Raw genomic sequence first — 26,386 nt, forward strand, 5'->3', positions numbered from 1 at the left:
GCCGGGGGCGGTTCTGACCGGCGGCGAGACCCGCACCCCGCGCCACCCGGTCCGTGGCGGACCTGTCGTCGACCAGCCGGGAGAGTCGGGCGGGCCGCACGCGGTGGCCTCCCGGAGCCGGCCGGTCATGGAGTACCGACGCCTTTCGCTTGACCAAGTCCTTTGCGAAGCAGCACCCTTGGCGAAGTGAGCCCGGAAGAAACGGTGGCGGTGGCCGCATCCACCAGGCCGTTCCCCTCGCCGGCCGAGCACGCCGGGAACGCGGGGAGCGACGGGGCGACGGGGACGCGATGACACAGGTGAGGGCCGAGGACTCGGCCCACCTCATCCTCCGGCAGGCCGAGCGCGCGGAAGCCGACCCGGGCGTTCTGGAGTGGTTCACCGGGCCGGAGGCCGCGCGGGCGGCCGACGAGGTGCTCGGCTGCCTCACCCTGCCCGACGGGAGCACGTGGGGCCCGGGTGTACTGGCGCTCGGCATCGCCGACCTCTTCCGCTACGCCGCACGGGGTCCGGCCGACCGGCCGGCGCTCGCCACCGCTCTGCTGCGGTTCTCCGTGATCGGGGAGCAGGACCCCGACCGGGTGCCGCCCGGGCTGCGCCCGGTCTTCGCCACCTTGGCGGGCGAGCCGGAGGGGGCCGCGACCGAGCCCGGTCTGGCATACGACGCCGGCGTCGGGATGATGGCGGTGTTCCAGCGGACCCGCGACCCGGAGGTGCTGCGCGGGGCGGAGGTCCTGTTACGGCACGCCGCCGCCGTCTTCGGCGGGGGCAGCGTGGAGCAGGGCATCTGCCTGTCGGACCTCGGGCTCGTCCTCTTCTACGGATTCCAGGACGGCGCCGGACGCCAGGCGCTCGCCGACGCCGTCGCCACCGGGCGCGCCGCCGTGGCCTGTGCCCCGGGCGACCGGGACGAACAGGCCCGCCGGCACGGCAACTTCGGCCACACGCTCCGCAACTGGGCCGATGTGACCGGGAACGGGAACGCGCTGCGGGAGTCGGTCGCCGCCCTGCGCAAGGCCGTGGACCTCGCCACGGGGAACAGCCCGCACCGCGACCAGCACCGCGCCATGCTCGGTTCCGCGCTCTGCCTCGCCGCCGACCGCCTGGACGAACCCGCGCTGCGCTCCGAGGGCATCGCCTTGCTGCGCACCGCCCTTCGCGAGCCGGACGCCGTCGTGGCCGACCGGGCCGCGCTCCTCTCCGACCTGGGTGTCGCCCTCTTCGCGGAAGCCGTCGCGACCGGTGGGCATGACGGGCTCCACGAGGAGGGCGTGGCCGCCTGCCGCCGGGCTGCCGACACCGCCCCGAACGCCTTCGAGCGCACCGTCTACCTCACCAACCTCGGGCTGCTGCTGTCCGGACTCGCCGAACACGCGGGTCGCCCGGACCTCCTCGACGACGCGTGCGCCACGGCTCGTGAGGCGCTCGACAGCGCTCCGGACGGCCATCCGCTGCGCGCCCGCGCCCATTTCACGCTCTCCCGGGCGCTGGACGCGCGGTACACGGCGAAGGGCTCCATGGGCGACCTGGACGAGGCCGTCGCCCACGCCCGCCTCGGAGCCGAGTCCGTGCCCTCGGACGACGTGTCCCGTCGGATCGTACTCGCCACTCACCTCGCGGAGCTGCTGGGGAAGCGTGCCGCCCGGCGGGCCGGGAACCTCTGGGATCCGGGAAGCCTCGGTGTGGCCGCGTCGCCGGGCGACCCCGGCGAGATCGACGCCCCTCTCGCGCTGCTCCGGAATCTCGCCGGAGAGGTTCCGGCCCGCTCCGCCGACCGGGCCCGGGTCCTGCGGGCACTCGGCGTCTGCCTGCTGATCCCGGGCGACGCCGACGGTGCCGCCGAGGCTGTCGACTGCTTCCGTAAATGCCTCGTCCTGCCCGCTCCCACCGGGAACTTCGAGGCCACCACGCGTATCGCGCTCGGGGCGGCGCTGGCCCGGCACGCCGGGGCGGACGGCGAGGAATGGCCCAGGGCTGCCGCCGAGCTGCGCCGGGGGCTCGGACTGCTCCGGACCGGGGGTGCGGAGTACTGGGACGGCCACGGGGAGTACGCCGAGGCCCTCATGAGACGGGCGGAGGCGACGGGCGACGCCGGCCTGTGCGAGGAAGCCGTGGACCTGTTCCGCGAGGAGTTGCGGCGAGCGCCGCTCTCCCGCGTCGACCGAGCCGTACGCCACGCGAACGTCGCCCTCGGCCTGATGAACATCATGGCGTGGTCCGCCCGGACCGAGCTCCTGACCGGGGCGGTGGCCGCCCAGCGGGAGGCCGTCGGACTGTCGAGGCCGTCCGACCCCTTCGCCGCCCGGCTGTTCCTGGGCCTCGGTGAGATCCTGATGGCACGCGCCGAGTTCTGCTCGGACGCCGAGGCGCTGGACGAGGGCATCACCGTGTTGCGCAGGGCCGTCGCCGCCTGCCACCCGTCCGTGTACAGCGGGTCCGCCTGCCGCACGGCCCTCGGCGACGCGCTGCGCAACCTCGCCCGTCACACCTCCGACCCCGCTCTGCTGGAGGAGTCCGTACGGTGGCACCGGGAGGCGGTCGCCATGGCACCGGGCGCGCCCCCGCCGATGTCTCTGCTCGGCCTCGCCAACAGTCTCGGGGCTCTCTACCGTTACAGCCGGGACGTGCGGCAGAGCGAGGAGGCCGTGCGCCACTACCAGGCCGTTCTGGACTCCCCTCAGCCCACACCGTACGGACTGCGGGGCAGCGTCCTCACCGGGCTCGGCTTCGTCCGGTGGACCCGGGCCGTCGAGAGCGGGGACGAGACGCTCGGGGACCTGGCCGTCGGCACCCTGCGCGAGGCCGTGGCCGAAACGCCCCGCATCCGCCGGGGGATGGCGCTCACGAACCTGGGCGGGGCCCTCATGGACCGCGGCCTGTTCTCCGGCAACCGGGTCTGGCTGGCCGAGGCCGTGACGGTGCTGCGCCGTGCGGTGGAGGGCAGCCCTCCGACGGCGGTGGAGCGGTCCCTGCATCTGAACAACCTCGCCGAGGCTCTGCGCTGTTGGTACGAGACCGTGGGTGACGCCTCCGCCGCCGACGAGGCGGTCGCGTTGCTGCGCGAGGCGATGGCCCTGACCCACGGCGATCGCTGGGGCGCCGAGTTGGCCGCCGTCAACCTGGGCGCCCTGCTGATCAACAGAGCCCAGTCGGAGAAGGACCCGGGCCCCGCCGACGAGGCCCGGCGGATCCTCGAAGAGGTGATCGCCGGGTTCGGAGCGGACCACCCCTCGCGCCCGTTCGCCCTGCAGAAACTCGCGACCGCCTGCGTGACCTTCGCCCGCCTGGCTCCCGGCCGCCGGGCCGGTGCCCGTCCTGCGGGGGAACCCGACGGGGTGGCGGTCCGGCAGGCCCTGGACCGGGCGGGTGCCGCAGCCCGGGAAGCCCTCGCGGGCACCTCCCCCGGCCACGCCCTGCACGGGGTCTCCCAACTGCTGCTGGCGACCGCGGAACTGGACCGGGCGAGGCGGGGGGACCGGGTCGACCTGGTGGAGGTGGCCCGCGCCGCCCGCGACTGCGCCCGGAGCCCGGTGACCCATCTCGGGGCCCGGCTCCGCGCCGCCCAGGCCTGGGGGCTGGCCTCGGTCCGTGCCGGGCGGGCGGCCGACGGCCTGGAGGCGTACGCCTACGCCGTCGGTCTGCTGCCCCGCATCGCACCACGCGGCCTCGCCCGCGCGGACCAGGAGGCGCGGCTGCTGCTCAGCGACGGCGTGGCGAGTGACGCCGCCGCGCTGGCGATCGAAACGGGTGCGACGCAACGCGCGCTCACGCTCCTCGAACAGGGGCGGGGGGTGCTGCTGGCCCAGGGGCTGGAGAACCGGGCCGATGTGTCGCGGCTGCACACCGTCGCTCCCGGCCTCGCGGCGGAGTTCGAGCGGATACGCGAAGGGCTGAGCAGACCGCCGCGCCCCTCCCCCGTGCTGGGCTCCGGGCCCGGCGGGCCGACGGCGGTCCCGTTCGACGCCGCCCGTGAGGCGGCGGTGGCCGCCGAGGACCGGCTCGCCCTGGCCCGGCGCTGGGAGCGCCTTCTGGACGAGATCAGGGCGTTACCGGGTCTTGACGGGTTCCTGCGACCGCCGTCCGTGGCCGGGCTGGTCGCCTCCGCGGCCGAGGGGCCGGTGGTGGTCGTCAACGTCAGTGCCTTCCGCTGCGACGCCCTGGTCGTGACCGCCGACGCCGGCATCGACGTGGTGCCCCTGCCCCGCCTCACCCTGCGGGACGTCGAGGCGCGGGCGGCGGAGTTCGTCGAGGGGATCGACACGGCGTACGGGGAACGAGGCGTCGACGAGGCCGTCGCGATGATGCGCCGCCTCTCGGGAACGCTGGGCTGGCTCTGGGACACCGTGGCCGCACCCGTGCTGGAGCACCTCGGGCTCGACTCCGTACCGAACGGGGGCGATCCGTGGCCCCGGGTGTGGTGGTGCGCCACCGGTCTGCTGTCCTTCCTGCCGCTGCACGCCGCCGGGCGCGGCGGGGCGGACTCCGGGACCTGGGTTCTCGACCGTGCCGTCTCCTCGTACACCCCGACCGTGCGCGCCCTGGTGCGGGCCCGCGACGGCCTCGCCTCCGGTGGCCGCGACCGCCCCGCCCCCGATGGCCGCGACCGCCCCGCCCCCGGTGGCCCCGCACGCCCCTCCCCGCTGGTCGTGGCCCTCGCCGAGACGCCGGGGGCCGCGCCGCTGCCGGGCGTCGCGCGGGAGGTGGAGCTGCTCGGGGAGCTGTTCCCCGGGGGGAGGCTGCTGGCCGGGCCCGAGGCGACCGTGGCGGCGGTCGGCCGGGCGCTGGAGGCCCACCCCTGGGTCCACTTCAGCTGTCACGGCGTCAACGAGCCGCTCGACCCGTCGCGGAGCGGGCTGGTCCTGTACGACGGCCGGCTCACCGTCCCGGACGCGGCGGCCCAGCGCCCCGGCTGCCCGGAGCTCGCCGTGCTGTCCGCCTGCTCGGCCGCCCAGGGGGGCGTCAGGCTGTCCGACGAGGCGATCCAGCTGGCCTCCTCCTTCCAACTGGCCGGATACCCGCATGTGATCGGTACGTTGTGGCCCGTCGCCGACAAGCTGGCGACCCGGCTCACCGAGGAGTTCTACGCGGCGCTCGCGACGGATCTGGACCTGGGCCGCCCGATCGGTCCGGCCACGGCCCTGCACCATCCGGTCAGGGCCCTGCGCGACCGGTACCCACAGGCACCCCACCTGTGGGCGGCCCATATCCACACGGGTCCCTGAGAGCCGCGCCGGTGGGGCGACACGGCCCCCGACCCGGCCGCTGCGGGAAAGCCTCCTTCAGGTCCCGTCCGGCTCCCCGGCCCCCTGAGCGGTCGGGGCCCCCTCCCCCAGCGCGGTGCCCGAGGGCCCTGGCGGCAGCTCGTCCGGCTCGGCCAGGTCGTCGGTGGGCCGATAGGTCTTGCGGAAGGAGAACTCCGCTACGAGAGCGGCCAGTTCGGCGTCGTCGCTCGCGCCGTCCTCCCCGCCCCGGCCCGGCCCCGCTGCCTTCGCCATCGGTCAGTCCCTCCCTCCGGCCGCTGACGCGGACGGCGGCAGCAGCACCTCCAGCACGTCCACATCGGCAGCCCGCACATACACACCGGCGGTGCCCGGCACCTTCCCGAGGAACGAGCCGTCGGGCCCCATCCGGTACTGGGTCTGGAGATAGAGGTCACCCGGCTGCGGATAGGCCGAGACTGCCGACCGTGAACCGAGCCAACCACCCACCCACAGACCGCTCTTGAGGCGCACCCGGACGAAGCACGAGCCCCGGTCCCGGAAAAGGGCGTCCCAGGCGGTCGGCGTCGGTTCGTACCGTGCCCGGGCGCGTCGCCGCCACCACACCGCCTCCGCCCAGGCCAGCGCGGACGGCACGGCGACGATCAGCAGCAGCGCGGCGATCCCCGCCTGGCGCGGCTGACGCAGCACCCCGGCGACCGGCCCGCCCCCTTCCCCGGCCAGCAGCCGCACGAGCCACGGCCCCGCGACCACCGCGTAGACGGTGTCGAGCAGGGCACCCGCGGCGATGGCGCGCACCAGCCGGTTCTGCGGCTCCTGCTCACTGGCGAGGGAGCCGCGCAGCCGTTCCCGCACCGCCTGGTAGAAGAACCCGGGCAGCACGAGGACCAGCAGAATGGCCAGCTGCCCCACTGTTCCCGGAACCATCGTGGTGCCGCACCCCCGTGCTCGTCGCCGCGGCAGCGTCGCCGCCGCCCCAGGATGGCCCATGGACCCCGGCCGGCCCAAGCCCCCGAGGGCGCCGGGAGGGCCCGCCGGATGTCAGTCCGTCAGGACCACCGTCCGCTGGGCCGAGAAGTCGCCCCACTTTCCGTCCGGAAGCTTGGCCCTGAGCTTCACCGAGTAGCGGGTGCCCGCCGGGTCGGGGAGGTCGAGCCGGTAGGTGGCACGGCCCTCGGGGGGCGTACCGCCCCAGACGATGGTGGTGGTCAGCTTGCCGTTCATGTACAGCTCGTAGGCGGGGATGGTGCCGCCCGTGTCGGGCTGGTCCCAGGACAGGTCCAGGGTGAACAGGCCGCCCTCCTTGCCGACTTCGGTCCGCAGCCCGGTGGGGGCGGTGCTCGCGGGGGCGCCGGGGGCGGACGCGGTGGTGAGGTCGAGGGTGTTGCTGTCCGCCGAGGACTTGTCGGAGGCGTCCCGGGCGCGGACGGTGAAGGTGTAGACGGTCCCCGGACGCAGCCCCGTGAGCTCGGCCGTGGTCTCGGAGGCGGGGACGCTGTGGATCCGGGAATCCTCCTGGTAGATGTCGTACGAGGTGACGCCGACGTCATCCTTGGCCGCGCTCCAGGTGAGCGTGGCGCCACGGCTGCCGTCGGCGCGGCCGGTCAGCTTCGCCGGGACGGTGGGCGGCTCGTCGTCCTCGGGCGGGGTGGCCTGGGTGGTGACGGGGACGGCCTTGCTGGGCGCGGAGAGGTTTCCGGCGGTGTCCTTGGCCCGGACGCTGAAGGTGTAGTCCGTCGAGGCCGTCAGACCGTTGACGTCGATCATGGTCTTCGTCGCCGGGACGCTCTTGACCTTGCTCTTTCCCCGGTAGACCTCGTAGCCGGAGACCTTCTCGCCGTCGGGGGCGGCCTTCCACATGACGTGCACGGAGGTGGAGCTGCTGGCCTGGGCGGTGACGTTCTCCGGGGTGCCGGGCGGCTGGGTGTCGGCTTCGGCGGAACCACCGCAGGCGGAGAGGAGGGGGGCGAGAAGCAGAGCGGAGCAGGCCAACGCGGCAGATATGTGGGGGCGTTGCACGGTGGTGCCTTCCATCCGGACAGCAATGGTCCAGACCTGTATGACATGGCGGGGGGCCCGGCGACAAGAGTCCGGCCGGGAACCTTCCGCTATATGCCGGGTTGCGCCGCCCGCCCCCGGGTCCGGGCCGTCCGCCCGACCGGGCCCGGGCCGTCGGCCCCACCGGCCCTGGCCGCCCGCCCCACCGGTCCGGGGCCGTCCGTCGACCGATGAGTTTCCGGCGCTGGAGGGGTCATCCCTGTATGGATACGCATGAGACCTCCGCGTCGGCTGCGCACAGGACCGCTGTGCCGGCCGCCGAACTGCCCGACCTGGAGCCGGCCGCCCGGCGGATCGCCGAACTGCTCGCCCCGGTCGACGACGGCGCACTGGACGGCCCCACCCCCTGCCCCGACTACACCGTCCGGGAGCTGCTCGGCCATCTCATCGGGCTGGCCACCGCCTTCCGCGACGCGGCCCGCAAGGACCTCGGGCCGAGCACGGCCACCTCTCCCGACGCGGCCCTCCCCGTCCTCGACGACGACTGGCGGGAGGTGCTGCCCCGGCGGCTGGAAGAGGTGGCGGCGGCCTGGCGCTCGCCCGACGCCTGGACGGGCATGACCCGGGCGGGCGGGATCGAACTGCCCGGCGAGGTCGCCGGGGCCGTCGCGCTGGACGAACTCGTGATCCACGGCTGGGACCTGGCCCGCTCGACCGGGCAGCCGTACGCGGCGGGCGAGGCCGAGCTGCGGTCCTGCGAGGCGCTGCTCGCTCCCGACGAGGACGACCCGGACCGCGGCGGCATCTTCGGGCCGCCCGTGCCGGTGCCGGCCGACGCCCCGCTGCTGGACCGCGTGATCGCTCTCAGCGGCCGACGCCCCAACTGGCGGCCGGGCGGCTGAGAGCGCCGCCACGACGCGGGCCGGGCGCGGGAGTCCTTCAGCTGGTGAAGAACTCCGTGATGTGCCCGGCCACCTGGTCCGCCCGGGTCTCGTGCATGCGGTGGCCGCCCGGGACCGTGATCAGGCGGCAGTCCGGGACGAGGGCGGCCACGTCCGCCTGGCGGTGCTGTTCCATCCCGCTCTCCGGGCCCCCGGTGATGACCAGGGTCGGGGAGACGATGTCGCCGAGGTGGTCGGCCGCGTCCGGGCCGGGGTCGGCGAGCTGGTCCCGTACGGCGGGGACCGCGTTCTCGTCGTAGTCCACCGGGCCCTCGGCGCGGCCGGCCGGGCCCGGGTCGCCGGGGAACGGCGCCGGGGTCTCCACCAGCACCAGCCGCTCCACCCGGTCGGAGTGCTCCTGGGCCACCAGCCGGGCGACGACGCCGCCCATGCCGTGGCCGACGAGGCCGACCCGGTCCAGCTCCAGTTCGTCGAGGAAGCCCACGACGTCCTCGGCCATCAGCTCCAGGTCGTAGTCGTCGGGCCAGTCGCTCTCGCCGTGGCCGCGCAGGTCGAGGGCGTAGACCCGCCACTCCTGGCCCAGCAAGGTGCCGGCCGCCTCCCAGTTGGCGGCCGAACCGCCGAGGCCGTGCAGCAGCACGACGGGCGAGCCGAACGCGTCGCCCCAGGCGCGGTACGCGAGGCGCACATCGCCGACATCCACAACAGACTGATCTTCCATGCCTCTGACGCTACAGCCGACGGGCGGGCGCCCGCGTCACTGGCCCCGCCCACCCCGGACGTGCGCCGGCCCGGCGGGACCGTGCGGGGTCCCACCGGGCCGCTGTCAGGGCGGGGCGGAGATCAGTGGACGCCCACCCCGGCGGCCGCCGGCACCACGTGTTCGCCGGGCTGCTGCTCCTCGTCCGCCGCGTCCGGCTTGCGGCCGACGTGGTTGAAGGCGAGGTTCAGCACGATCGCCACCACACAGCCGGTGGAGATGCCCGAGTCGAGGACGACCAGCAGGTCCTCGGGGAAGGCGTGGTAGAACTGCGGCGCGGCGATCGGGATCAGCCCGATGCCGAGGGCCGCCGCCACGATCAGCGCGTTCTCGCCCTTCTCCATGGCGGCGGTCGCCAGGGTCTGGATGCCGCTGGCCGCGACCGTGCCGAAGAGGACGATGCCCGCGCCGCCGAGCACCGGCAGGGGTACGAGGGCGATGACCGAGGCCGCGACCGGGACCAGGCCGAGCACGATCAGGATCCCGCCGCCCGCCGCGACGACGAAGCGGCTGCGGATCTTCGTCATGGCGACGAGGCCGACGTTCTGCGCGAAGGCGCTGCACATGAAGCCGTTGAAGAGCGGGCTGATGGCGCTGCCGAGCGTGTCGGCGCGCAGACCGCCCTCGATGATCTTCTCGTCCGCCGGGCGGCCGACGATCTTGCCGAGGGCCAGCATGTCCGCGGTGGACTCGGTCATGCAGACGAGCATCACGATGCACATGGAGATGATGGCGGCGATCTCGAACTGCGGGGCGCCGAAGGCGAAGGGGGTCGGGAAGCCGACCACGTCGGCTTCCTTGATGGCGCCGAAGTCGGTGATGCCGGCCGGGATGGCGATGAGCGTGCCGATGACCAGGCCGAGCAGGATCGCGATCTGCTGGAGGAAGCCGCGCAGCAGCTTGCGCAGGGCCAGCACGACGACCAGGGTCACGGCGGCCATGGTGATGTTGGTCATCGAACCGTAGTCGTCGGCCGCGGCGTTGCCGCCCTGGGACCAGTTGAAGGCGACCGGGAGGAGCGAGACGCCGATCAGGGTGATCACGGTGCCCGTGACGACCGGCGGGAAGAAGCGGACCAGTTTGCAGAAGTACGGGGCGAGGACGAAGCCCAGAAGACTCGCCACGATGATCGCGCCGAAGATGACGGCTATCCCGTCGTGGCCCCGGTTCTTGCCTATCGCGATCATCGGGGCGACCCCGGCGAACGAGACGCCGTTGACGAAGGGCAGCCGGGCGCCGACCTTCCAGAATCCGATGGTCTGGAGCAGGGTGGCGATCCCCGCGGTGAAGAGGCTCGCCCCCATCAGGAAGGCGGTCTCCTTGGCGGTGAGGCCGACGGCCGGCCCCACGATGAGCGGCGGGGCCACCACACCCGCGTACATGGCGGCCACGTGCTGGAGACCGCTGGTGAACATCTTCAGTGGGGGAAGGGTCTCGTCGACCGGATGTTTCCGGCCGTCGACCGATCCTTCCGCGACGGCGTCGTCCGTCACGTCGGGGGCGGCTGCGTCTGCGTCTTTGCGAAACCTGGGCTTAGCGGCCACGGCGGTTCCTCCGGTCGGTTACGCGTCGTCGGCGACGCGGGTGTCAGGGAGGTGGTGCGTAAGTGGTGCGGCGGAGCTTGGCTCTCTCAGGTCGTGCAGGTCGTGCAGGTCGTGCAGGTCGTGCAGAGGGGGGTACGGGGCGCGCACCGGGGGTGTGTGCGGGCAGCGTTCATCACCGGTCCGGCGGGCGCGCACCATGGGGCGCGCGTCCGCCGGACCGGCTGCCGTGGACCCCGCTCGGGTCCACGGCGGCCGGTCTCGGGCCGTCCCCCCAGACCGGCCGGTCGGGGATACCGCCGGGGGTCAGGCCCCGGCGGCGATCTGCGCGAGGCGGCGGGCCTCGTCGCGGGTGACGCGGGCGATGGCGTCCTCGTCCACCGTGGTGAGGTGGTTGCCCTCGACGACCGGCTTGCCGTCGACGAGGGAGAGGGTCACCGGGGCGGCCGCGCCGAAGATGAGCGCGGTCACCGGGTCGGCGATCGAGGAGTGGGCCAGGGTGTCCAGCTTCCAGAGGACGAGGTCGGCGAGCTTGCCGGCCTCCAGGGAGCCGATCTGGTCGGCGCGGCCCAGGACCTGGGCCCCGCCGTAGGTCCCGAGGCGCAGGGCCTGACGGGCGTTCAGGGCGGCCTCGCGGTGAGCACCGAGACGGTTGATGAGCAGCGCGTTGCGCAGCTCGGTGTGGAGCTCGCCGGACTCGTTCGAGGCGGTGCCGTCCACGCCGAGGCCGACCGGTACGCCGGCCGCGAGCATGTCGGGGACCCGGGCGATACCGGCGGCGAGGCGGGCGTTGGAGGACGGGCAGTGGGCGACGCCGGTTCCCGTACGGGCGAAGGCGGCGATGTCCGAGTCGTTCATGTGGACGCAGTGGGCCATCCACACGTCGTTGCCGAGCCAGCCGGTCGACTCGAAGTACTCGGTCGGGCCCATCCCGAACAGTTCCTTGCAGAACTGCTCCTCCTCGACGGTCTCCGAGCCGTGGGTGTGCAGCCGCACGCCCTTGCGGCGGGCCAGCTCGGCGCCCTGGCGCATCAGTTCGGTGGAGACCGAGAACGGCGAGCAGGGCGCGACGGCGACCTGGGTCATGGCGTCGAAGGAGGCGTCGTGGTGGGCGTCGATGGTCGCCTCGGTGGCGGCGAGCGCGCCTTCCAGGGTCTCGACGGCGAAGTCCGGGGGCAGGCCGCCGTCCTTCTCGCTGCGGTCCATGGAGCCCCGGGCGAGGGTGAACCGTACGCCCGTCTCACGGGCGGCCCCGATGATGGCGCCCGACAGGTCGCCGGAGCCCTTCGGGAAGACGTAGTGGTGGTCCATGGCGGTGGTGACACCGCCGCGGGCCATCATGGCGAGCGAGCCCTGCGCGGCGGCCCGGGCCATCGGCTCGTCGATGCGCGCCCAGGTCGGGTAGAGGGCGACCAGCCAGTTGAAGAGGTTGTGGTCGGTGGCCAGGCCCCGGGTGATCCACTGGTAGAAGTGGTGGTGGGTGTTGACCAGGCCGGGGGTGGCGAGGTGCCCGGTGCCGTCGATGCGCCGCACGACACCGGTGAGGCCCTCCGGGGCCTTGCCCGCGCCGACGGACTCGATGCGGTTGTCCGCCACGACGATGTACCCGGAGGCGTACTCCGTGTCGTGGGCGTCGACGGTGGCGATCGAACAGTTCTCGATGACGATGCGCTGAGGGTCTGCCGAAGCTGCCATGGCGCTTCCTTCTTCTCTCTGTGGCGATGTGGGCACGGCAGGACCCTAGGAGGATTTGAGTGCCACAGCGTTGCGGCTGTGGGTGCCGAGATGGTGGAAGAACAGGTTGAGCACGACCGCGACCAGGGCTCCCGCGCTGATCCCGGAGCCGAGGACGGTCTGCGCCCAGGCCGGGAAACCGGCGTAGAAGGCGGGCGCGGCGAGCGGGATGATGCCCGCGCCGAGCGCGACGGCCACCAGGATGATGTTGGAGCTGTCGTCCAGGCCGGCCTCGGAGAGCGTACGGATGCCGCTCACGGCGATGGAGCCGAAGAGGACGATGCCGGCACCGCCGAGGACGGGCATCGGCACGAGGGAGACGACCGCGCCGAGCACCGGGAAGGCGCCGAGGATCAGCAGGGCCCCGCCGGCCGCCGCGACGACGTACCGGCTGCGGACGCGGGTCAGCGAGACGACGCCGACGTTCTGCGCGAAGGCGCTGGTCGGGAACCCGCCGAAGACCGGGCCGAGGAGGGTGGCGATGCCGTCGGTGCGCAGGCCGCGGGTGATCGTACGCCCGTCGGTGCGGCGCTCGCAGATCTCGCCGAGCGCGAGCATCCCGGCGGAGGACTCCGTCATCAGGACGAGCATGACGATGCAGAGCGAGAGGATCGCGGCGGGCTGGAACTCCGGGGTGCCGAAGGCGAAGGGGGTCGGCAGGGCGGCGAGCGGTGCGGACTTCAGCGCGGAGAAGTCGGCGAGTCCGAACGGGATCGCGGCCAGTGTGCCGACGAACATGCCCACCAGCAGAGCGACTTGCTTGAGGAAGCCGCGCCCGAAGCGCTGGACGAGCAGGATGACGACGAGGGTGAAGGCGGCCAGCGCCAGGTACTTCATGGCGCCGAAGTCGTCGGCGGTGGCATCGCCGCCCTGGGCCCAGGCGACGGGCACGGGCATGAGGGTGACGCCGATGAGGGTGATGACCACGCCGGTGACGAGCGGCGGGAAGAAGCGCAGCAGCCGGCCGAAGAAGGGGCCGACGGCCAGGCAGAAGACCCCGGCGACGAGCACCGCCCCGTAGATCGCGGGGAGTTGGTGGCCCGGTGCGCTGGTCTCGGCGATGGCGAGCATCGGCGCGATCCCGGCGGAGGAGGCGGCGTTGACGAAGGGGAGCCGGTTTCCGGCGAAGGGGCCTAGACCGATCGTCTGGACGATGGTGGCGAGTCCGGCGATCAGGAGACTGGCCGCGATGAGCCGGGTCATGCCGGCGGTGTCCAGGCCGACGGCCTGGCCGATGATGAGCGGAGGGGTGACGACGCCCGCGTACATGGCGGCGATGTGCTGGAGCGCGGCGGGGACGAGCCGCGCGGGGGGAAGCTTCTCGTCGACCGGGTGAACCGCCGGGTCTGCGAGGGTTTTCGAGGGGTCTTTGCCTGGGCTTTCGGCCGGCCCCGTTGCAGGCTGTGCCATGGGTGTTCCCTCCGGGATGACCGGCCGCCGCCCGTCTGCGGGCGGACGGCGGCCGGTTCAGTGCCGCGTCAGAGGTTGGTCATGTCGACCGGGATCTTCGGCTCGACGCCGTCCCGGAGCACGGTGGCCTCGATCAGACCGTAGGGACGGTCCGCCGCGAAGTAGACCTCATTGTCGTTCTTGAGGCCGAACGGTTCGAGGTCCACCAGGAAGTGGTGGTTGTTCGGCAGCGAGAAGCGGATCTCGTCGATCTCGCTGCGGCTGTTGATGATGCGCGAACCCATCTGGTACAGGGTCTGCTGGAGCGAGAGGGAATACGTCTCGGCGAAGGCGTGGAGCATGTGCTTGCGCGCCTGCTCGTAGGACTTCTCCCAGTTCGGCATGTGCTGCTCGTCGCTGGTCCAGTTGTAGCGCCAGCGGGCGGAGACGTCCGTCGCCAGGATGCGGTCGTACGCCTCCTTGAGCGTCGTGTACTTGTCCTTGACGTAGCCCCAGAACTCGGAGTTGGTCGAGTTCATCACGGTGAGGTCCTTGAGGCCCGAGATGACCTCCCAGCTCTCACCGTCGTAGGTGATCTGGGAGACGCGGGTCTCCATGCCCTTGCGGGCGAAGGAGTGCTTGACCTCGTCGGCGCCGATGAACTTGGAGTTGCCCTCCGAGGTCGCGATGCGCTCCCAGGCGTACTCCTCGATCCGGATCCGGGCGCGGTGGATCGGCTCCTGCGAGGAGACGAAGTGCCGGGCGAGGTGGATGCCGAACTGCTCGGCGGACTCGATCCCGTGCTCCTTGGCGAACGCGAACACCGTGTTCTTGGTGGTGTCGGTCGGCAGGACGTTGGCGTTGGAGCCGGAGTAGTGGACGTCGTCCATGTCGCCGGAGAGGGCGACCGAGACGTTCAGGTCCTTGATGTGGTGGGTGTCGCCGTCCCGCGTGATCTTTACGACGCGGTTCTCTGCTTTGCCGTACTGGTTCTGGCCGAGAATCGTGGGCATGTCGGTGCTAGCTCCCTCGGTAAACGGAGTAGCCGAACGGGTTGAGCAGCAGCGGTACGTGGTAGTGCTCGCCCGGGACGACCGCGAAGGCGATCGTCACTTCCGGGAAGAACGCGCCGCTGTCCCTTACGCGGGGGGCGTCCTGCTGCGCCTCGGCTTGCTTCTTGGAAAAGTACGTCTCGGTGTCGAATGCGAGACGTACGTGGGTGGTGCCCTCCGGCAGTGCCGGCAGGTCCTTGCAACGCCCGTCCGCATCGGTCGCGGACGCTCCGAGCGTCACGTACGGCGCGTCGCTTCCGCTGCGGGCGGCGAGCGAGACGGCGACGGACGCGGCGGGGCGGCCGATGCTGGTGTCCAGGATGTGGGTGGACACCGATGCGGTCGTGTCGGTACTCAAGACCGTCACTCTCCTAGATCTCAAGAGTCCTGCGCGGGGGCGTCCTCGGTGAGGGCCTCCGTCACGAGACGGGTCAGCCGGATGCGGTTGATCTTGCCCAGTTCGGTGCGCACGATCTCCTGCTCCTGCTCGGGCGAGTTCCCGATCCGGGACTTCACCGCGTCGCGCATCTGCTCACCGGTGGCGCCGGTGGCGCAGATCAGGAAGACATGTCCGAACCGCTCCTGGTAGGCCAGGTTCAGTTCGAGCATCTCGGTCTTGAGCTCCTCGGAGGCGCCGGCCATCCCCCGCTGCTCACGGGAGGAGGTCGGGTCGCCGGGCTTCGGGCGGCCGATCGGCGGGTGGCCCGCCATCGCGTCGGCCAGGTCCGCCGCGGTGAGCTGCGCCGTGGCGGCGTCGCTCGCGGCGAGCAGGGCTTCTTCGGTGGCGTACGGACGCCCGGCGAGTACGGTGTTTCCCCAGGCCGCACTGGCACACACCTCGTGCAGTGCGGGGGTGGCCTCGCCGTCCGCCAGGGTGTTGAACCGGGTGAGGCCCGGTGTGGAGCTCGAAGTCACGGGAGCCTCCGTGGCTGTTTTTCGCTGTGCGTTGTTCGGGCTGCGGATAGCTAACGCCCTCCGCAACACGACGTCAACACTTTGTTGAAATATCGCGAACGAAGAAAGCCGCCGTCCCGGCATGCGGACGGCGGCTTCCCTGTGCGCTCGGCGAGTTGGGCCAACTACTGACCCTTGGCCGTATGTTCCCTGTTGAGGTAGTTGTACACGGTGAATCTGGAGACGCCCAGGGCGCCGGCCACGGTCTCCACTCCATGGCGCACGGAGAAGGCACCGCGTGCCTCCAGGGCCCGGACGACGCTCTGCTTGGCCTTCCGGTCCAGGTCGGCGAGCGGCATCCCGTGCCGCCGCTCCATCGCGGCGAGGATGTGGTCCAGCGAGTCGGAGAGCTGGGGCAGCCGTACGGCTATGACGTCCTGGCCCTCCCAGGCGAGCACCACATCGTCCGGCTGGGCCTGCTCGGGGCCCAGCAGCTCGGCGCCCATCGCGTCGACGAGCGGCTTGACGGCCGACACGAAGGGGTGGTCGACGGTGACCGGAACGTGATCGGCGGATTCGGTCACCGGGCCTCCTCCTCGATCACGTTCACCTGGAGCGAGACCCGGGTGGCGCCGGAGGCGAGGGCCTGGCGCAGCAGGGAGTCCACTGCGGTGAGCACCTCGTCCGCGCCCCCTTCCGCGGTGTTGCCGAAGGGGCCGACGTCGACGGCGTCCAGCTCGGCGCCCTGGATCACCTCCCGGGCCACCACCGCGTGGGTGGGCGCCTCGTCGAGATCGAAGGGCTCGGTGGTGAATTCCACCCTCAAGCGCACTGTGCCTCCTTGATGTCCTCGCCGCGGGTGCGGGCGCGCGGCTCGGCCACGACTGTAACCGCTGTTCCGGGGCCCGCCCCCGGTGTGCGCGGGGCCCCGTACGACGGTGGTCACGGCAGTGGCAGGACACAGACCGCGACCGGCGCCGGGAAGGGGTCGCCGGCGGCGGTGAGGGAGCCGTCGGGCCCGACGCCGAAGACGGTGACGGTGGAGGAGCGCTGGTTGGCGGCGAAGAGCAGCGAGCTGTCCGGGGACAGGGCCAGCTGCCGGGGCCAGTCGCCGCCGACGGACACGGTGTCCAGCAGCCGCAGGGCCGCCCCTTCGTCCTCCACGGCGTAACGGGTGAGGCTGTCGGGGCCCCGGTTGGCGAGGTAGGCGTACGCCCCGTCGCCGGTGACGACCGGCTGGGAGGGGTAGCCGGTGCCCGATCCCGTGCCGGTGGACTGCCCGGGCCCCGGGGTGAGGACGCCGGTGGCGGGGTCGTACGCGCAGACGACCAGGGTGTTGTCCAGCTCGCAGGCCAGGTAGGCGAAGCGCCCGCCGGGGTGGAAGGCGAGGTGGCGGGGGCCGGAGCCGGGCGCCAGGGCGGCGCGGGAGACCTCGGCGAGCGTCCCGGCGGACTCGTCCAGCGCGTACGTGTACACGGTGTCGGTGCCCAGGTCCACGGCGAGGACATGCCCGCCGTCGGGGGCGGTGACGATCTGGTGGGCGTGCGGCCCGCCCTGGCCGGGGCCGGGCGGCGGTGAGCCGTGGGTGACCAGGTCGGTGCGCTCGCCCAGCGAGCCGTCCTCGGCGATCGGGTGCACGGCGACGCTGCCGGAGCCGTAGTTCGCGCTCAGCAGCCAGCGCCCGGAGGGGTGGACGGAGAGGTGGGTGGTACCGGAGCCGCCGGTGGCTCGGCTGCCGAGCGCCTCGTACGTTCCGTCCGCCGCGCGCCGCACGGCGGTGACCGCGCCCGCGTCCTGCTCGGCGACCGCGTAGACGGTGGATCCGGAGGGGTGGAGGGCCAGGTAGGAGGGGTTGTCGACGCCGGTGATCACGGGACCGGGAGTGATCGCGCCGGTCGCCGTGTCGTACGCGGCCGTGCCGATGCCGGTACCGCCTCCCGCCTCGGAGGTGTACGTGCCGAGGAGCAGCGGGCGGGTGGCGCGCGGGGCGGGCGCGGCGGCCGGACGGGCCGCGGCGTGGGCCGGGCCGGCTGCGGCGGGCCCCGCGGCCGCCAGGGCGGCCGTGGCCAGCAGGCCGCCGAGGAAGCCGCGACGGCCGGGGCGGGCGGGCACGGGAGCGGGGCGTTCGGGGCCGGAGTACGGGTGGGGGGACGGGTTCATGCGAGGCACCTCGGGTGGGGGGTCGGCTGCTTCGGATGCGTCCGCCACCCTGGCGCGCCGACGCCCGCACGGCAAGAGGCGCAACATGAGTTGCACTCTGCGCAACGGCAGTCGGGTCCGCCGGTCAGCCGGCCGCCTGGATGTCCCCCCTGGTCGAGGAGGCGATGGCGTCGCCGTGCGCGAAGTCGCCGGGAGGGATGCCCGGGTGGTGTCCCTCCCGGTCGGGGGCGACCTCCGCCGCCGGACCGAGCGCGAGCCGGGAGACGATCCGGTAGCGGTCGCCCCGGTACAGCGAGTGGACGTACTCCACCGGGCGGCCCGTGGTGTCGGAGGTGAGCCGCTCGAAGAGCAGTGCCGGGGACAGCTCCGGAACGTCGAGCAGCCCGGCCTCGGCGCGGGTGACGACGGTGGGCTCGATCGCCTGGACCGCCTCGTGGACGTGCACGCCGTGGGTGGCGCGCAGATGCTCGTACAGATCGCCGCTCTCCAGCTCCTGCGCACTGAGTCCCGGCACCAGCTCGGCCCGGATGTGCAGATGCTCGATGGCCATCGGCGCCCCGTCCACCAGCCTCAGCCGCGCCACGTAGACGATCTCGGCGGCGGGTGACATGCGCAGCTTGCGGCCGACGCGGGCCCCCGCCTGGAGCGTGGTGAACTCCAGCAGCCGGCTCGACCAGGCGCCGGCCGCCTGCGGCACACTGAGCGCGCGGTCCCCGGCGATCAGCTCCTGGGTGATCTTGGCGGGGGCGACGAACATGCCCCGGCCGTGTTCGCGCACCAGGAGCCCGGCGGCGACCAGCTCGTCGACCGCCGCGCGCACCGTGGGCCGGGAGACGCCGAGCAGGGCGCACAGGGCGCGCTCCGAGGGGATGGCGTCCCCGGGGCTGCGTGACTCGATCAGCTCCAGTACGGCATCGCGGGTCCGCTCCCGTTTGAGCACCGTCCCCGGCACATCCGCGTCCATGGTCTCCCCTCCCGACGACCGATTCTTTTCTTACCAGTTGACCACCCCGGCACCCCAACTGGCCTGCTGGTCAGGTGAAGTGTAGCGCTTGCCGGAGCAGGATCAGGCGCCCATGTTGCCAGGAGATCACCAATTCCCGCTCATACGCAGGGGGTTGACGACCCCATTGGTCTATGCCACCTTCATCCACCATCGACAGGCAAGCTGTCCAGCGAGTCTCACTGGTCAGGTGGTCAGGCCTCGTCCGGTCCGTCAGGTCCATCAAGTCCGTCCGATCCGCTCTGCTTCCCGATCCGTACCGCTCTCGAGGTGAACCGTGAAGTACCGCTTGCTCGCCGGTGGGTCCGTGCTCGTCCTGACCGCCGCGCTCAGTGCCTGCAGTCCGTCGTCCGGACCGGACTCCGGAAACGGGGACGGCCGGACGACGGTGGACGTGTGGCTGATGCGCGACAGCGTCTCGGCGCAGTTCCAGAAGGATTTCACCGCGGACTTCGAGAAGCGCCACCCGACGATCGACGTGAAGATCCAGATCCAGGAGTGGGACGGGATCGGCCAGAAGATCACCGCCGCCCTGGCCAGCAACGACGCCCCGGACGTCATCGAGGCGGGCAACACCCAGGTGGCCCAGTACGCGGAGAGCGGCGGACTGCTCGACCTCAGCGACCGCAAGGACGAGCTGAACGGCGAGGACTGGCTGAGCGGCCTGGCCGAGCCGGGATCGTACGAGGGCAGGCAGTACGGCATCCCGTACTACGCGGCGAACCGGGTGGTCATCTACCGCACCGACCTCTTCGCGAAGGCGGGCGTCGACGCGACGAAGATCAAGACCCGTGAGCAGTGGATCGACGCCACGGCCCAGCTCAACAAGGGCGGAACGCAGGGCATCTACCTCCCCGGACAGATGTGGTACGCGCTGGCCGGGTTCATCTGGGACGAGGGCGGCGACCTCGCCGCCGAGTCCGGCGGGAAGTGGTCCGGGGCGCTGGACACCCCCGAGGCGCTGCGCGGCATGGCGTTCTACGAAAAGCTCCAGGCGCTCGGCAAGGGCCCCAAGGACTCCGACGAGGACGATCCGCCGCAGGCCGAGGTGATGGCCCAGGGTCAGGTGGCCCAGGTCATCTCCACCCCGGGCGGGGCCAAGGTCATCGCCGAGAACAACCCCGGACTCAAGGGAAAGCTCGCCTTCTTCCCGATCCCGGGCAAGACGGCCGGCACCCCCGGCGCGGTCTTCACCGGCGGCTCCGACCTGGTCGTGCCGGCCGCGGCGGCCCACCCCGACGAGGCGGTCGCCTTCATCAAGGAGCTGACCGGGGACACCTGGCAGAAGAAGCTCGCCGTCGCCATGAGCTACGTGCCGAACCGGACCTCGCTGGCCTCCGCCGTGGCCGACGACCCGGGGGCCGCCGCGATGGCGGTCGGCGCCGCCCACGGGCACGCCACGCCCAACACCCCGGGCTGGGCGGCGGTCGAGGCGGAGAACCCGATCAAGGACTACATGACGGCCGTGCTCACCGGGGGCGATCCGGCCGAGGAGGCCGCGAAGGCCTCGCGGGACATCACCCGGGCCATGAACGCCGGCTCCTGACCCCGATCCGCCACCCGAGCAGGACGAAAGGAGGCGTGCCGTGCCGGTCGTCGACCAACGGACCGCACCCAGCACCCCCCGGCGAAGCCCGGCCCCACGCCTCGCCGTACGCAGGCCCCCGCCCCGGCGCCGGGGAACGGGCGGGGCCCGGAGCCTCTGGCCGTACGCCCTGGTCGCCCCCGCCGTCGGCGGCATGCTCTATCTGCTGGTCTACCCGCTGGTGCGGGCCGTCCTGATCTCGTTCCAGGACTTCCGGCTGCGGCAGCTGATCGCCGGTGACGCGGACTTCGTGGGCCTGCGGAACTACCGGACGCTGCTGACGGATCCCCGCTTCTGGGAAGTGGTCCGCCGCACGTTCCTGTTCATGGCGGTCAACGTCGTCCTGATCATGGTGATCGCCACGCTGGTGGCGTTGATGGTGGAGCGGCTCGGGCGGATCGGGCGGACGGTGGTGCTGTGTTCGCTGGTGCTGGCCTGGGCGATGCCGGTGGTGGCGGCGACCACCGTCTTCCAGTGGCTGTTCCACTCGGAGTTCGGCATCGTCAACTGGTCGCTGACCTCGCTCGGCCTCGACTCCTTCGACCGCTATCCGTGGTTCGCCAACGGCACCGCCGCTTTCGCGATCCTCGTGACGCTGATCGTCTGGCAGTCGGTGCCGTTCGCCGCGATCACCCTGTACTCGGCGCTGACCACCGTCTCCCCCGAGCTGTATGAGTCGGCACGGCTGGACGGGGCGGGCGCGGGGCGGATCTTCCGCTCGGTCACCTTCCCGATCCTGCGGCCGATCTTCCTGCTGGTGCTGTCGCTGGAGGTGATCTGGACGTTCAAGGCGTTCGTCCAGATCTGGGTGATGACGAGGGGCGGTCCGGGCGACGCCACGACGATCCTGCCGGTCTACGCGGTGCAGACGGCGCTCTCCAGCCAGCGGTACGACCTCGGCTCCGCCGCCTCGATGGTCACCGTGGTCCTGATGTCCGGGGTGCTCGTCCTCTACTTCCGCCAGATGCTCCGCCAGGAGGACGAGTCCCGATGAACTCACCTGTCGCGCGCCTTCGGCTCCGGCGCCTTCCGCTCCGCCTCGCCGCCGCCGTGACCGTCCTGATCTGCCTCTTCCCCGTGTACTGGATGATCTCCACGGCCTTCAAGCCGTCCAAGGACATCCAGTCGTCGAACCCGCGGCTCCTCCCGCACACCTGGACCCTCGACCACTTCCGACGAGCCGTGGAAGCCGACGGGTTCGCGCTGTTCTGGCGCAACAGCATCCTCGTGACGCTGGGGGCCGTCCTGCTGGCGCTGCTGGTGGCGCTGGGCGCGGCGTACGCCGTGGCGCGGCTGCGGTGGAGGGGCCGACGCCAGTTCATGCTGATGATCTTCATCGCGCAGATGGCGCCCTGGGAGTCGCTGATCATCCCGGTCTACATCATCTCCCGGGACACGAACATGCTGGACCGGCTGCCCACGCTGACGCTGATCTACTTCATGATCACGCTGCCGTTCACGGTGGTGGTGCTGCGCGGGTTCATCGGGACGATCCCGCCGGAACTGGAGGAGGCGGCGCAGGTCGACGGCTGCACCCGGACCGGGGCGTTCTGGCGGGTGGCGATGCCGCTGCTGGCGCCGGGGCTGATGGCGACCTCGCTGTTCGGCTTCATCACCGCCTGGAACGAGTTCGCCTACGCCAACTTCCTGATCATCAAACAGCAGGACAACCGGACCCTGCCGGTCTGGCTGTCGTCCTTCCAGAACACCTTCGGCACCGACTGGGGCGCCACGATGGCCGCCTCCACCCTCTTCGCGCTGCCGGCCCTGGTGATCTTCCTGCTGCTCCAGCGCCATGTCACGTCCGGCTTCGCCGCCGGTGCCGTGAAGGGGTGAGCGGCGGAGAACGCCGCTCGGCCCCGCCGGCCCCGTTGCCACCCGCCTCTCCGCCCGTCCGCCTGCCCGCGAACCGAATCCGGAGTCCCCGTGTCCGCATCGCGCCCCGACCTCTCCCTCCTCCCCCGCCCGAGCAAGGTCTCCTCGCTCGGCGGCCGGCTCACCCTCGACCGGGACACCACCGTCCGCGCGCTGCCGGGCGCGGAACCGGCGGCGGACCTGCTGCGCACCCTGGTCGGCCGCCCCGCCGGACTTCCCCTCGCCCCGTCGCCCGACGGCCGGGTCGTCCTCGCCCTGGACGACCGGCTCGGCGGCCTCGGCGAGGAGGGGTACGGGCTGACGGTCGCCCCGCAGGCGCTCCAGTTGCGCGCCGCCCACCGCACCGGGCTGCTCCGGGGCATCCAGACGGTCCGCCAGCTCCTGCCCGCCGCGGCCCTGGCGGGCGGGGCAACGGGGTCCGGGTCCTGGGAGCTGCCCTGCGTCGAGATCACCGACGTACCGGACCGGCCGTGGCGCGGGGCGATGCTGGACGTGGCGCGCCGCTTCCAGCCGATCGGCTATCTGCACCGGTACGTGGACCTGCTGGCGCTGCACAAGCTGAACGTCCTGCACCTCCACCTCACCGACGACCAGGGCTGGCGGATGCCGGTCGACGCCTACCCCCGGCTGATCGCGGTCGGCTCCCGGCGGGCCCGGTCGCAGAAGGGCCCGACCGGTCCGGACGGGGCTCACTTCGACGCGGTGCCGCACGAAGGGCATTACACCAAGGCCGAGTTGAGAGCTCTGGTGCGGTACGCGGAGGAGCGCGGCATCACCGTCGTACCGGAGATCGAGATGCCCGGCCATGTGCGGGCCGCGCTCGCCGCCTACCCGGAGCTGGGCAACCATCCCGGCCGGCGGCTGGATGTGTGGACCCGGTGGGGGGTGTGCGACACGATCCTCGGCGTGCACGAGGGGGTCTTCGACTTCTGCCGGGCCGTGCTGGAGGAGGTGATGGACGTCTTCCCGTCGCCGTACATCCACATCGGCGGCGAGGAGTGCCCGACGACCGAGTGGGAGGACAGCCCGGCCGCCCGGGACCGCGCGGCGTCCCTCGGGCTCTCGGGCCCGGCCGAACTGCACGGCTGGTTCATGGGCCGGATCGGGGCGTTCCTGGTGGAGCGCGGCCGGATCCCGCTCGGCTGGGTCGAGAACGGCGCCGAACTCCCCCCGGAGTTCACCGTGATGACCTGGCGCGACGCCACGCACGCCCGGGCTGCCGCCCGCCGCGGCCATCAGGTGATCGCCGCGCACCACCGGGCGACCTATCTCGACTACGCGCAGTCCACGGACCCGTCCGAGCCGGTCGCCCAGCCCGGCGCGCCGGTCCCCCTGCACACGGTCCACGGCTATGAACCGGCACCGCACGACTGGCCGGAGGACGAGCGGGCCCGGGTGCTCGGGACCCAGGTCCAGCTGTGGACGGAGTACGCCCGCACCCCCGAGGAGATCGAGTACCTCAGCTTTCCCCGGCTCTGCGCGCTGGCCGACCGTTCCTGGTCCGGCGGGCGCGGAGACTGGCCGGGGTTCGTCGAGCGGCTGCGCCACCACACCGCCCGGCTGGACGCCCTGGGCGTCCCCTACCGCCCGCTGGACGCGCGGTCGCTCGCGACGGCCGGGTCCGCGGCCCCCTCCGCAGGAACAGCGCGACTCCACCCGTAACCACTCCCCCACCACCGTTCCGGAGAGGAACACGCCTGTGAACACACCTGTCACCACCTCACGCAGGAATCCGCGCGGGTCCGGGCTGCGCGCCGCCGCCGCGTCGGCCGCCGCCGTGGCCCTGGCCGCCACCGGGCTCGCCGCTCTGCCGTCCTCGGCGTCCGCCGCGGCCGACGGGATCGTGGTCCAGTACCGGACGAGCGCGTCCGGTGCGAGCGCCGACCAGAGCGAGCCGTGGCTGAAGGTCCGCAACGCCGGCTCCTCGTCCGTGCCGCTCAGCGGCGTCAAGCTCCGCTACTACTTCAAGGCCGACTCGGCGTCCGCCGCCTACCGCTTCGCCTGCTCCTGGGCGGTGAAGGGGTGCGCGAACATCACCGGTACGTTCGGGACGCCCGCCAACCCGACCGCCACCGCCGACCGCTATCTGGAGATCGGTTTCACCGCCGGGGCGGGCTCGCTCGCACCGGGTGCGGACACGGGCGATATGCAACTGCGCTTCCACCAGGCGTCCTGGGCCTCGCTCGTCCAGTCCGACGACTACTCCTTCGGCCCGGACCGGACCGCCTACGGCGACTGGTCCAAGGTGACGGCCCATGTGAGCGGGGCGACCGTGTGGGGCGAGGCTCCCGGGGGCAACGGCCCGACCGACCCGCCGGACCCGACGGACCCGCCCACCGACCCGCCGGGGGACGCGCCGACGCTGTTCGACGACTTCAACTACAGCTCGCACACCGACCCGAAGATCGGCGCCAACGGCTGGAGCGTACGGTCCAACCCGGGCGGCCCCGGCGTGCCCGGCGCGACCTGGGCTCCCGAGAACGTCACCTTCGCCTCGCAGAGCGGCAACTCCGTGATGAACCTGGAGACCTCGACGGCGGGCACGGGCGCTTCGACGAAGCACTCCGAGATCCTGACCAAGTCGATGAAGTTCAAGAACGGGACCTACGCGTCCCGGGTGAAGTTCAGCGACGCCCCGCGCTCGGGTCCGGACGGCGACCGGATCGTGCAGACGTTCTTCACCATCAACGACCTCAAGGCGCCGATGGCCGACGACTACGCGGAGTACGACTTCGAGTATCTGCCGAACGGCGGCTGGGGCGAGCCGGCCAACATCCTCTACACGACCTCGTGGGAGACCTACCGGCCCGACCCGTGGGAGGCGGTCAACGCGCACAGCGAGGTCCGGGCGTCGTACGCGGGCTGGCACGACCTCGTGGTGACGATCGACGACAACCGGATCACGTACTACGTCGACGGTCAGCACTTCGGCACGCACGGGGCGGCGTATCTGCCCGAGCGGCCGATGTCGATCAACTTCAACCAGTGGCTGATCGACCTCCAGGGGCAGCCCAGCACCACCCCGCGCTCCTACGACCAGCAGGTGGACTACGTCCTGCATGTGAAGGACCAGGTGCTCACCCCGGCGCAGGTGAACGCGATGGTCGGGTCGTACCGCAGCGCGGGGAAGACCTTCGAGGACACCGTGCCCGGCAGCTAGGAGCGGTCCGCACGGGGTGAGAGCCGGGCGGGGCGGGGGTCGACAGCGGCCTCCGCCCCGCTTTCGCATGCCCCGAAGGGCCCCGGCCACCGATTCCGTACGCCGCCGACCGGGGCGAATTTCGCGGCACCCCCTTGACAGCCCTGCCACCCTCCGGGCAATCTTCCGTTAAGCAGAAACTAACTTCCGCAATACGGAAGGAGCGCCGAAACCCTCATGGGCTACCCGGACCAGCGCTTCGATGTGAACCTCTCGATCCTCTTCACGGAACTCCCGCTCCTGGAGCGCCCCGCGGCAGCCGCCGCGGCGGGCTTCACCGCGGTCGAGCTGTGGTGGCCCTGGATCGAGACCCCCACCCCCGACCGAGCCGAGCTCGACGCCCTCAAGAAGGCGCTCGACGACGCAGGCACCCAGCTCGTGGGGCTGAACTTCTACGCCGGACAGCTGCCCGGCCCCGACCGCGGCGCGCTCTCCGTGCCCGGCGCGGAGTCGGACCGCTTCCGGGAGAACATCGAGGTGGCGGCCGACTTCGCCGCCTCGGTCGGCTGCACGGCGCTCAACGCGCTGTACGGCAACCGCGTCGAGGGCGTGGACCCGCAGGTCCAGGACGCGCTCGCGCTGGAGAACCTGGTGCTGGCCGCCCGCGCGGCGGACCGCGTCGGGGCGATCCTCCTGGTCGAGACCCTGAACAAGCCGGAGTCGCCGCTCTATCCGCTGGTCAGCGCACCGGCCGCGATCGAGGTCGTCGACAAGGTCAACGCGGCGACGGGCCTCGGGAACGCGAAGTTCCTGCTGGACCTGTACCACCTGTCGATGAACGGCGAGGACCTGAGCCAGGTCATCAAGGCGTACGCCGCGAAGACCGGCCACGTCCAGATCGCCGACAACCCGGGCCGCGGCGCGCCGGGCACCGGCACGCTGCCGCTGGAGCGGCTCCTGGACGAGCTGAAGGACGCGGGCTACACGGGCCGGGTCGGCCTGGAGTACAAGCCGGGCGACCGGCCGAGCGCGGACTCCTTCGACTGGCTCCCGGCGTCGGCCCGAGCGGCCGGCTGACCGGCCGGGTCCACCACGGGTGAGTCCAGCCCCCTTACGCACACACGTTTTTCAGGAA

22 protein-coding genes are annotated in these 26,386 nt (G+C 72.3%); 8 read left to right on the plus strand and 14 right to left on the minus strand.

The features are described 5' to 3' along the window. Positions 1–290 precede the first annotated feature (290 nt). Positions 291–5,222, plus strand: coding sequence for a CHAT domain-containing protein (locus tag IE145_RS08460; RefSeq protein WP_189520279.1), 4,932 nt, complete (start codon positions 291–293; stop codon positions 5,220–5,222). 57 nt (positions 5,223–5,279) lie between these two features. On the opposite strand, the gene IE145_RS08465 is transcribed toward IE145_RS08460, so the two are convergent. From IE145_RS08465 to IE145_RS08475, 3 genes are all read right to left on the minus strand, one after another. Further along, positions 5,280–5,495, minus strand: a complete 216-nt coding sequence (locus tag IE145_RS08465; RefSeq protein WP_189520280.1) for a hypothetical protein — start codon at positions 5,493–5,495, stop codon at positions 5,280–5,282. A 3-nt stretch (positions 5,496–5,498) separates the two neighbouring features. Further along, positions 5,499–6,146 carry a DUF6338 family protein gene (locus IE145_RS08470; RefSeq protein ID WP_189520281.1) on the minus strand — a complete coding sequence of 216 codons (648 nt, stop codon included), beginning with the start codon at positions 6,144–6,146 and terminating at the stop codon, positions 5,499–5,501. Between the two features lie 114 nt (positions 6,147–6,260). Beyond that, positions 6,261–7,253, minus strand: a complete 993-nt coding sequence (locus tag IE145_RS08475; RefSeq protein ID WP_189520282.1) for a fibronectin type III domain-containing protein — start codon at positions 7,251–7,253, stop codon at positions 6,261–6,263. 227 nt (positions 7,254–7,480) lie between these two features. On the opposite strand from IE145_RS08475, the gene IE145_RS08480 reads away from it, so the two are divergent. Further along, positions 7,481–8,119: a TIGR03086 family metal-binding protein gene (locus IE145_RS08480; protein WP_189520283.1), complete on the plus strand. Its 639-nt coding sequence runs from the start codon at positions 7,481–7,483 to the stop codon at positions 8,117–8,119. A 37-nt stretch (positions 8,120–8,156) separates the two neighbouring features. Here IE145_RS08480 and IE145_RS08485 read toward each other — a convergent pair whose 3' ends face one another. The 11 genes from IE145_RS08485 to IE145_RS08535 all read right to left on the minus strand — a co-directional run bounded on the left by IE145_RS08485 (position 8,157) and on the right by IE145_RS08535 (position 18,613). Beyond that, positions 8,157–8,840, minus strand: a complete 684-nt coding sequence (locus IE145_RS08485) for an alpha/beta fold hydrolase (RefSeq protein ID WP_189520284.1) — start codon at positions 8,838–8,840, stop codon at positions 8,157–8,159. A gap of 122 nt (positions 8,841–8,962) precedes the next feature. After that, the gene (locus IE145_RS08490; RefSeq protein ID WP_189520285.1) at positions 8,963–10,423 is read right to left on the minus strand and encodes a nucleobase:cation symporter-2 family protein; all 1,461 of its coding nucleotides are present in this window, start codon (positions 10,421–10,423) and stop codon (positions 8,963–8,965) included. Between the two features lie 303 nt (positions 10,424–10,726). Further along, positions 10,727–12,115, minus strand: a complete 1,389-nt coding sequence (locus IE145_RS08495; protein ID WP_189520286.1) for an 8-oxoguanine deaminase — start codon at positions 12,113–12,115, stop codon at positions 10,727–10,729. 45 nt (positions 12,116–12,160) lie between these two features. Continuing rightward, positions 12,161–13,564 carry a nucleobase:cation symporter-2 family protein gene (locus IE145_RS08500; protein WP_189520287.1) on the minus strand — a complete coding sequence of 468 codons (1,404 nt, stop codon included), beginning with the start codon at positions 13,562–13,564 and terminating at the stop codon, positions 12,161–12,163. Between the two features lie 68 nt (positions 13,565–13,632). Beyond that, a complete protein-coding gene (gene pucL / locus IE145_RS08505; protein ID WP_189520288.1) occupies positions 13,633–14,556 on the minus strand; it encodes a factor-independent urate hydroxylase in 924 nt (307 codons plus the stop codon). Positions 14,557–14,563: 7 nt separating this feature from the next. Continuing rightward, complete coding sequence (gene uraH, locus IE145_RS08510) at positions 14,564–14,953, minus strand: hydroxyisourate hydrolase (protein WP_030710199.1); 390 nt, start codon at positions 14,951–14,953, stop codon at positions 14,564–14,566. 20 nt (positions 14,954–14,973) lie between these two features. Continuing rightward, positions 14,974–15,510, minus strand: coding sequence for a 2-oxo-4-hydroxy-4-carboxy-5-ureidoimidazoline decarboxylase (gene uraD / locus IE145_RS08515; RefSeq protein WP_189520289.1), 537 nt, complete (start codon positions 15,508–15,510; stop codon positions 14,974–14,976). Between the two features lie 164 nt (positions 15,511–15,674). Next, the gene (locus tag IE145_RS08520; protein WP_189520290.1) at positions 15,675–16,073 is read right to left on the minus strand and encodes a helix-turn-helix domain-containing protein; all 399 of its coding nucleotides are present in this window, start codon (positions 16,071–16,073) and stop codon (positions 15,675–15,677) included. Beyond that, positions 16,070–16,321 (minus strand): YkoF family thiamine-binding protein, encoded by a 252-nt coding sequence (locus IE145_RS08525; protein WP_189520291.1) that lies wholly within the window; start codon positions 16,319–16,321, stop codon positions 16,070–16,072. Before IE145_RS08525 ends, IE145_RS08520 begins: the two co-directional genes overlap by 4 nt. Positions 16,322–16,431: 110 nt before the next feature. Further along, positions 16,432–17,649, minus strand: a complete 1,218-nt coding sequence (locus tag IE145_RS08530; protein WP_189520292.1) for a lactonase family protein — start codon at positions 17,647–17,649, stop codon at positions 16,432–16,434. A 124-nt stretch (positions 17,650–17,773) separates the two neighbouring features. Then, the gene (locus tag IE145_RS08535; protein ID WP_189520293.1) at positions 17,774–18,613 is read right to left on the minus strand and encodes a GntR family transcriptional regulator; all 840 of its coding nucleotides are present in this window, start codon (positions 18,611–18,613) and stop codon (positions 17,774–17,776) included. Positions 18,614–18,929: 316 nt separating this feature from the next. On the opposite strand from IE145_RS08535, the gene IE145_RS08540 reads away from it, so the two are divergent. The 6 genes from IE145_RS08540 to IE145_RS08565 all read left to right on the plus strand — a co-directional run bounded on the left by IE145_RS08540 (position 18,930) and on the right by IE145_RS08565 (position 26,328). Continuing rightward, complete coding sequence (locus IE145_RS08540) at positions 18,930–20,198, plus strand: extracellular solute-binding protein (protein WP_189520294.1); 1,269 nt, start codon at positions 18,930–18,932, stop codon at positions 20,196–20,198. A gap of 40 nt (positions 20,199–20,238) precedes the next feature. Further along, positions 20,239–21,231 (plus strand): carbohydrate ABC transporter permease, encoded by a 993-nt coding sequence (locus IE145_RS08545; RefSeq protein ID WP_189520295.1) that lies wholly within the window; start codon positions 20,239–20,241, stop codon positions 21,229–21,231. After that, entirely contained in the window at positions 21,228–22,073 is an 846-nt protein-coding gene (locus IE145_RS08550) for a carbohydrate ABC transporter permease (RefSeq protein ID WP_189520296.1), read from the plus strand. Before IE145_RS08545 ends, IE145_RS08550 begins: the two co-directional genes overlap by 4 nt. A 90-nt stretch (positions 22,074–22,163) precedes the next feature. After that, the gene (locus tag IE145_RS08555; RefSeq protein ID WP_189520297.1) at positions 22,164–23,774 is read left to right on the plus strand and encodes a beta-N-acetylhexosaminidase; all 1,611 of its coding nucleotides are present in this window, start codon (positions 22,164–22,166) and stop codon (positions 23,772–23,774) included. A 37-nt stretch (positions 23,775–23,811) separates the two neighbouring features. After that, positions 23,812–25,272, plus strand: a complete 1,461-nt coding sequence (locus tag IE145_RS08560; protein ID WP_189520298.1) for a cellulose binding domain-containing protein — start codon at positions 23,812–23,814, stop codon at positions 25,270–25,272. A 216-nt stretch (positions 25,273–25,488) separates the two neighbouring features. After that, a complete protein-coding gene (locus tag IE145_RS08565) occupies positions 25,489–26,328 on the plus strand; it encodes a TIM barrel protein (protein WP_189520299.1) in 840 nt (279 codons plus the stop codon). Positions 26,329–26,386: the final 58 nt, after the last annotated feature.

The sequence above is a fragment of the Streptomyces sindenensis genome, assembly GCF_014649035.1.
In the GTDB taxonomy this organism is placed as follows: domain Bacteria; phylum Actinomycetota; class Actinomycetes; order Streptomycetales; family Streptomycetaceae; genus Streptomyces; species Streptomyces sindenensis.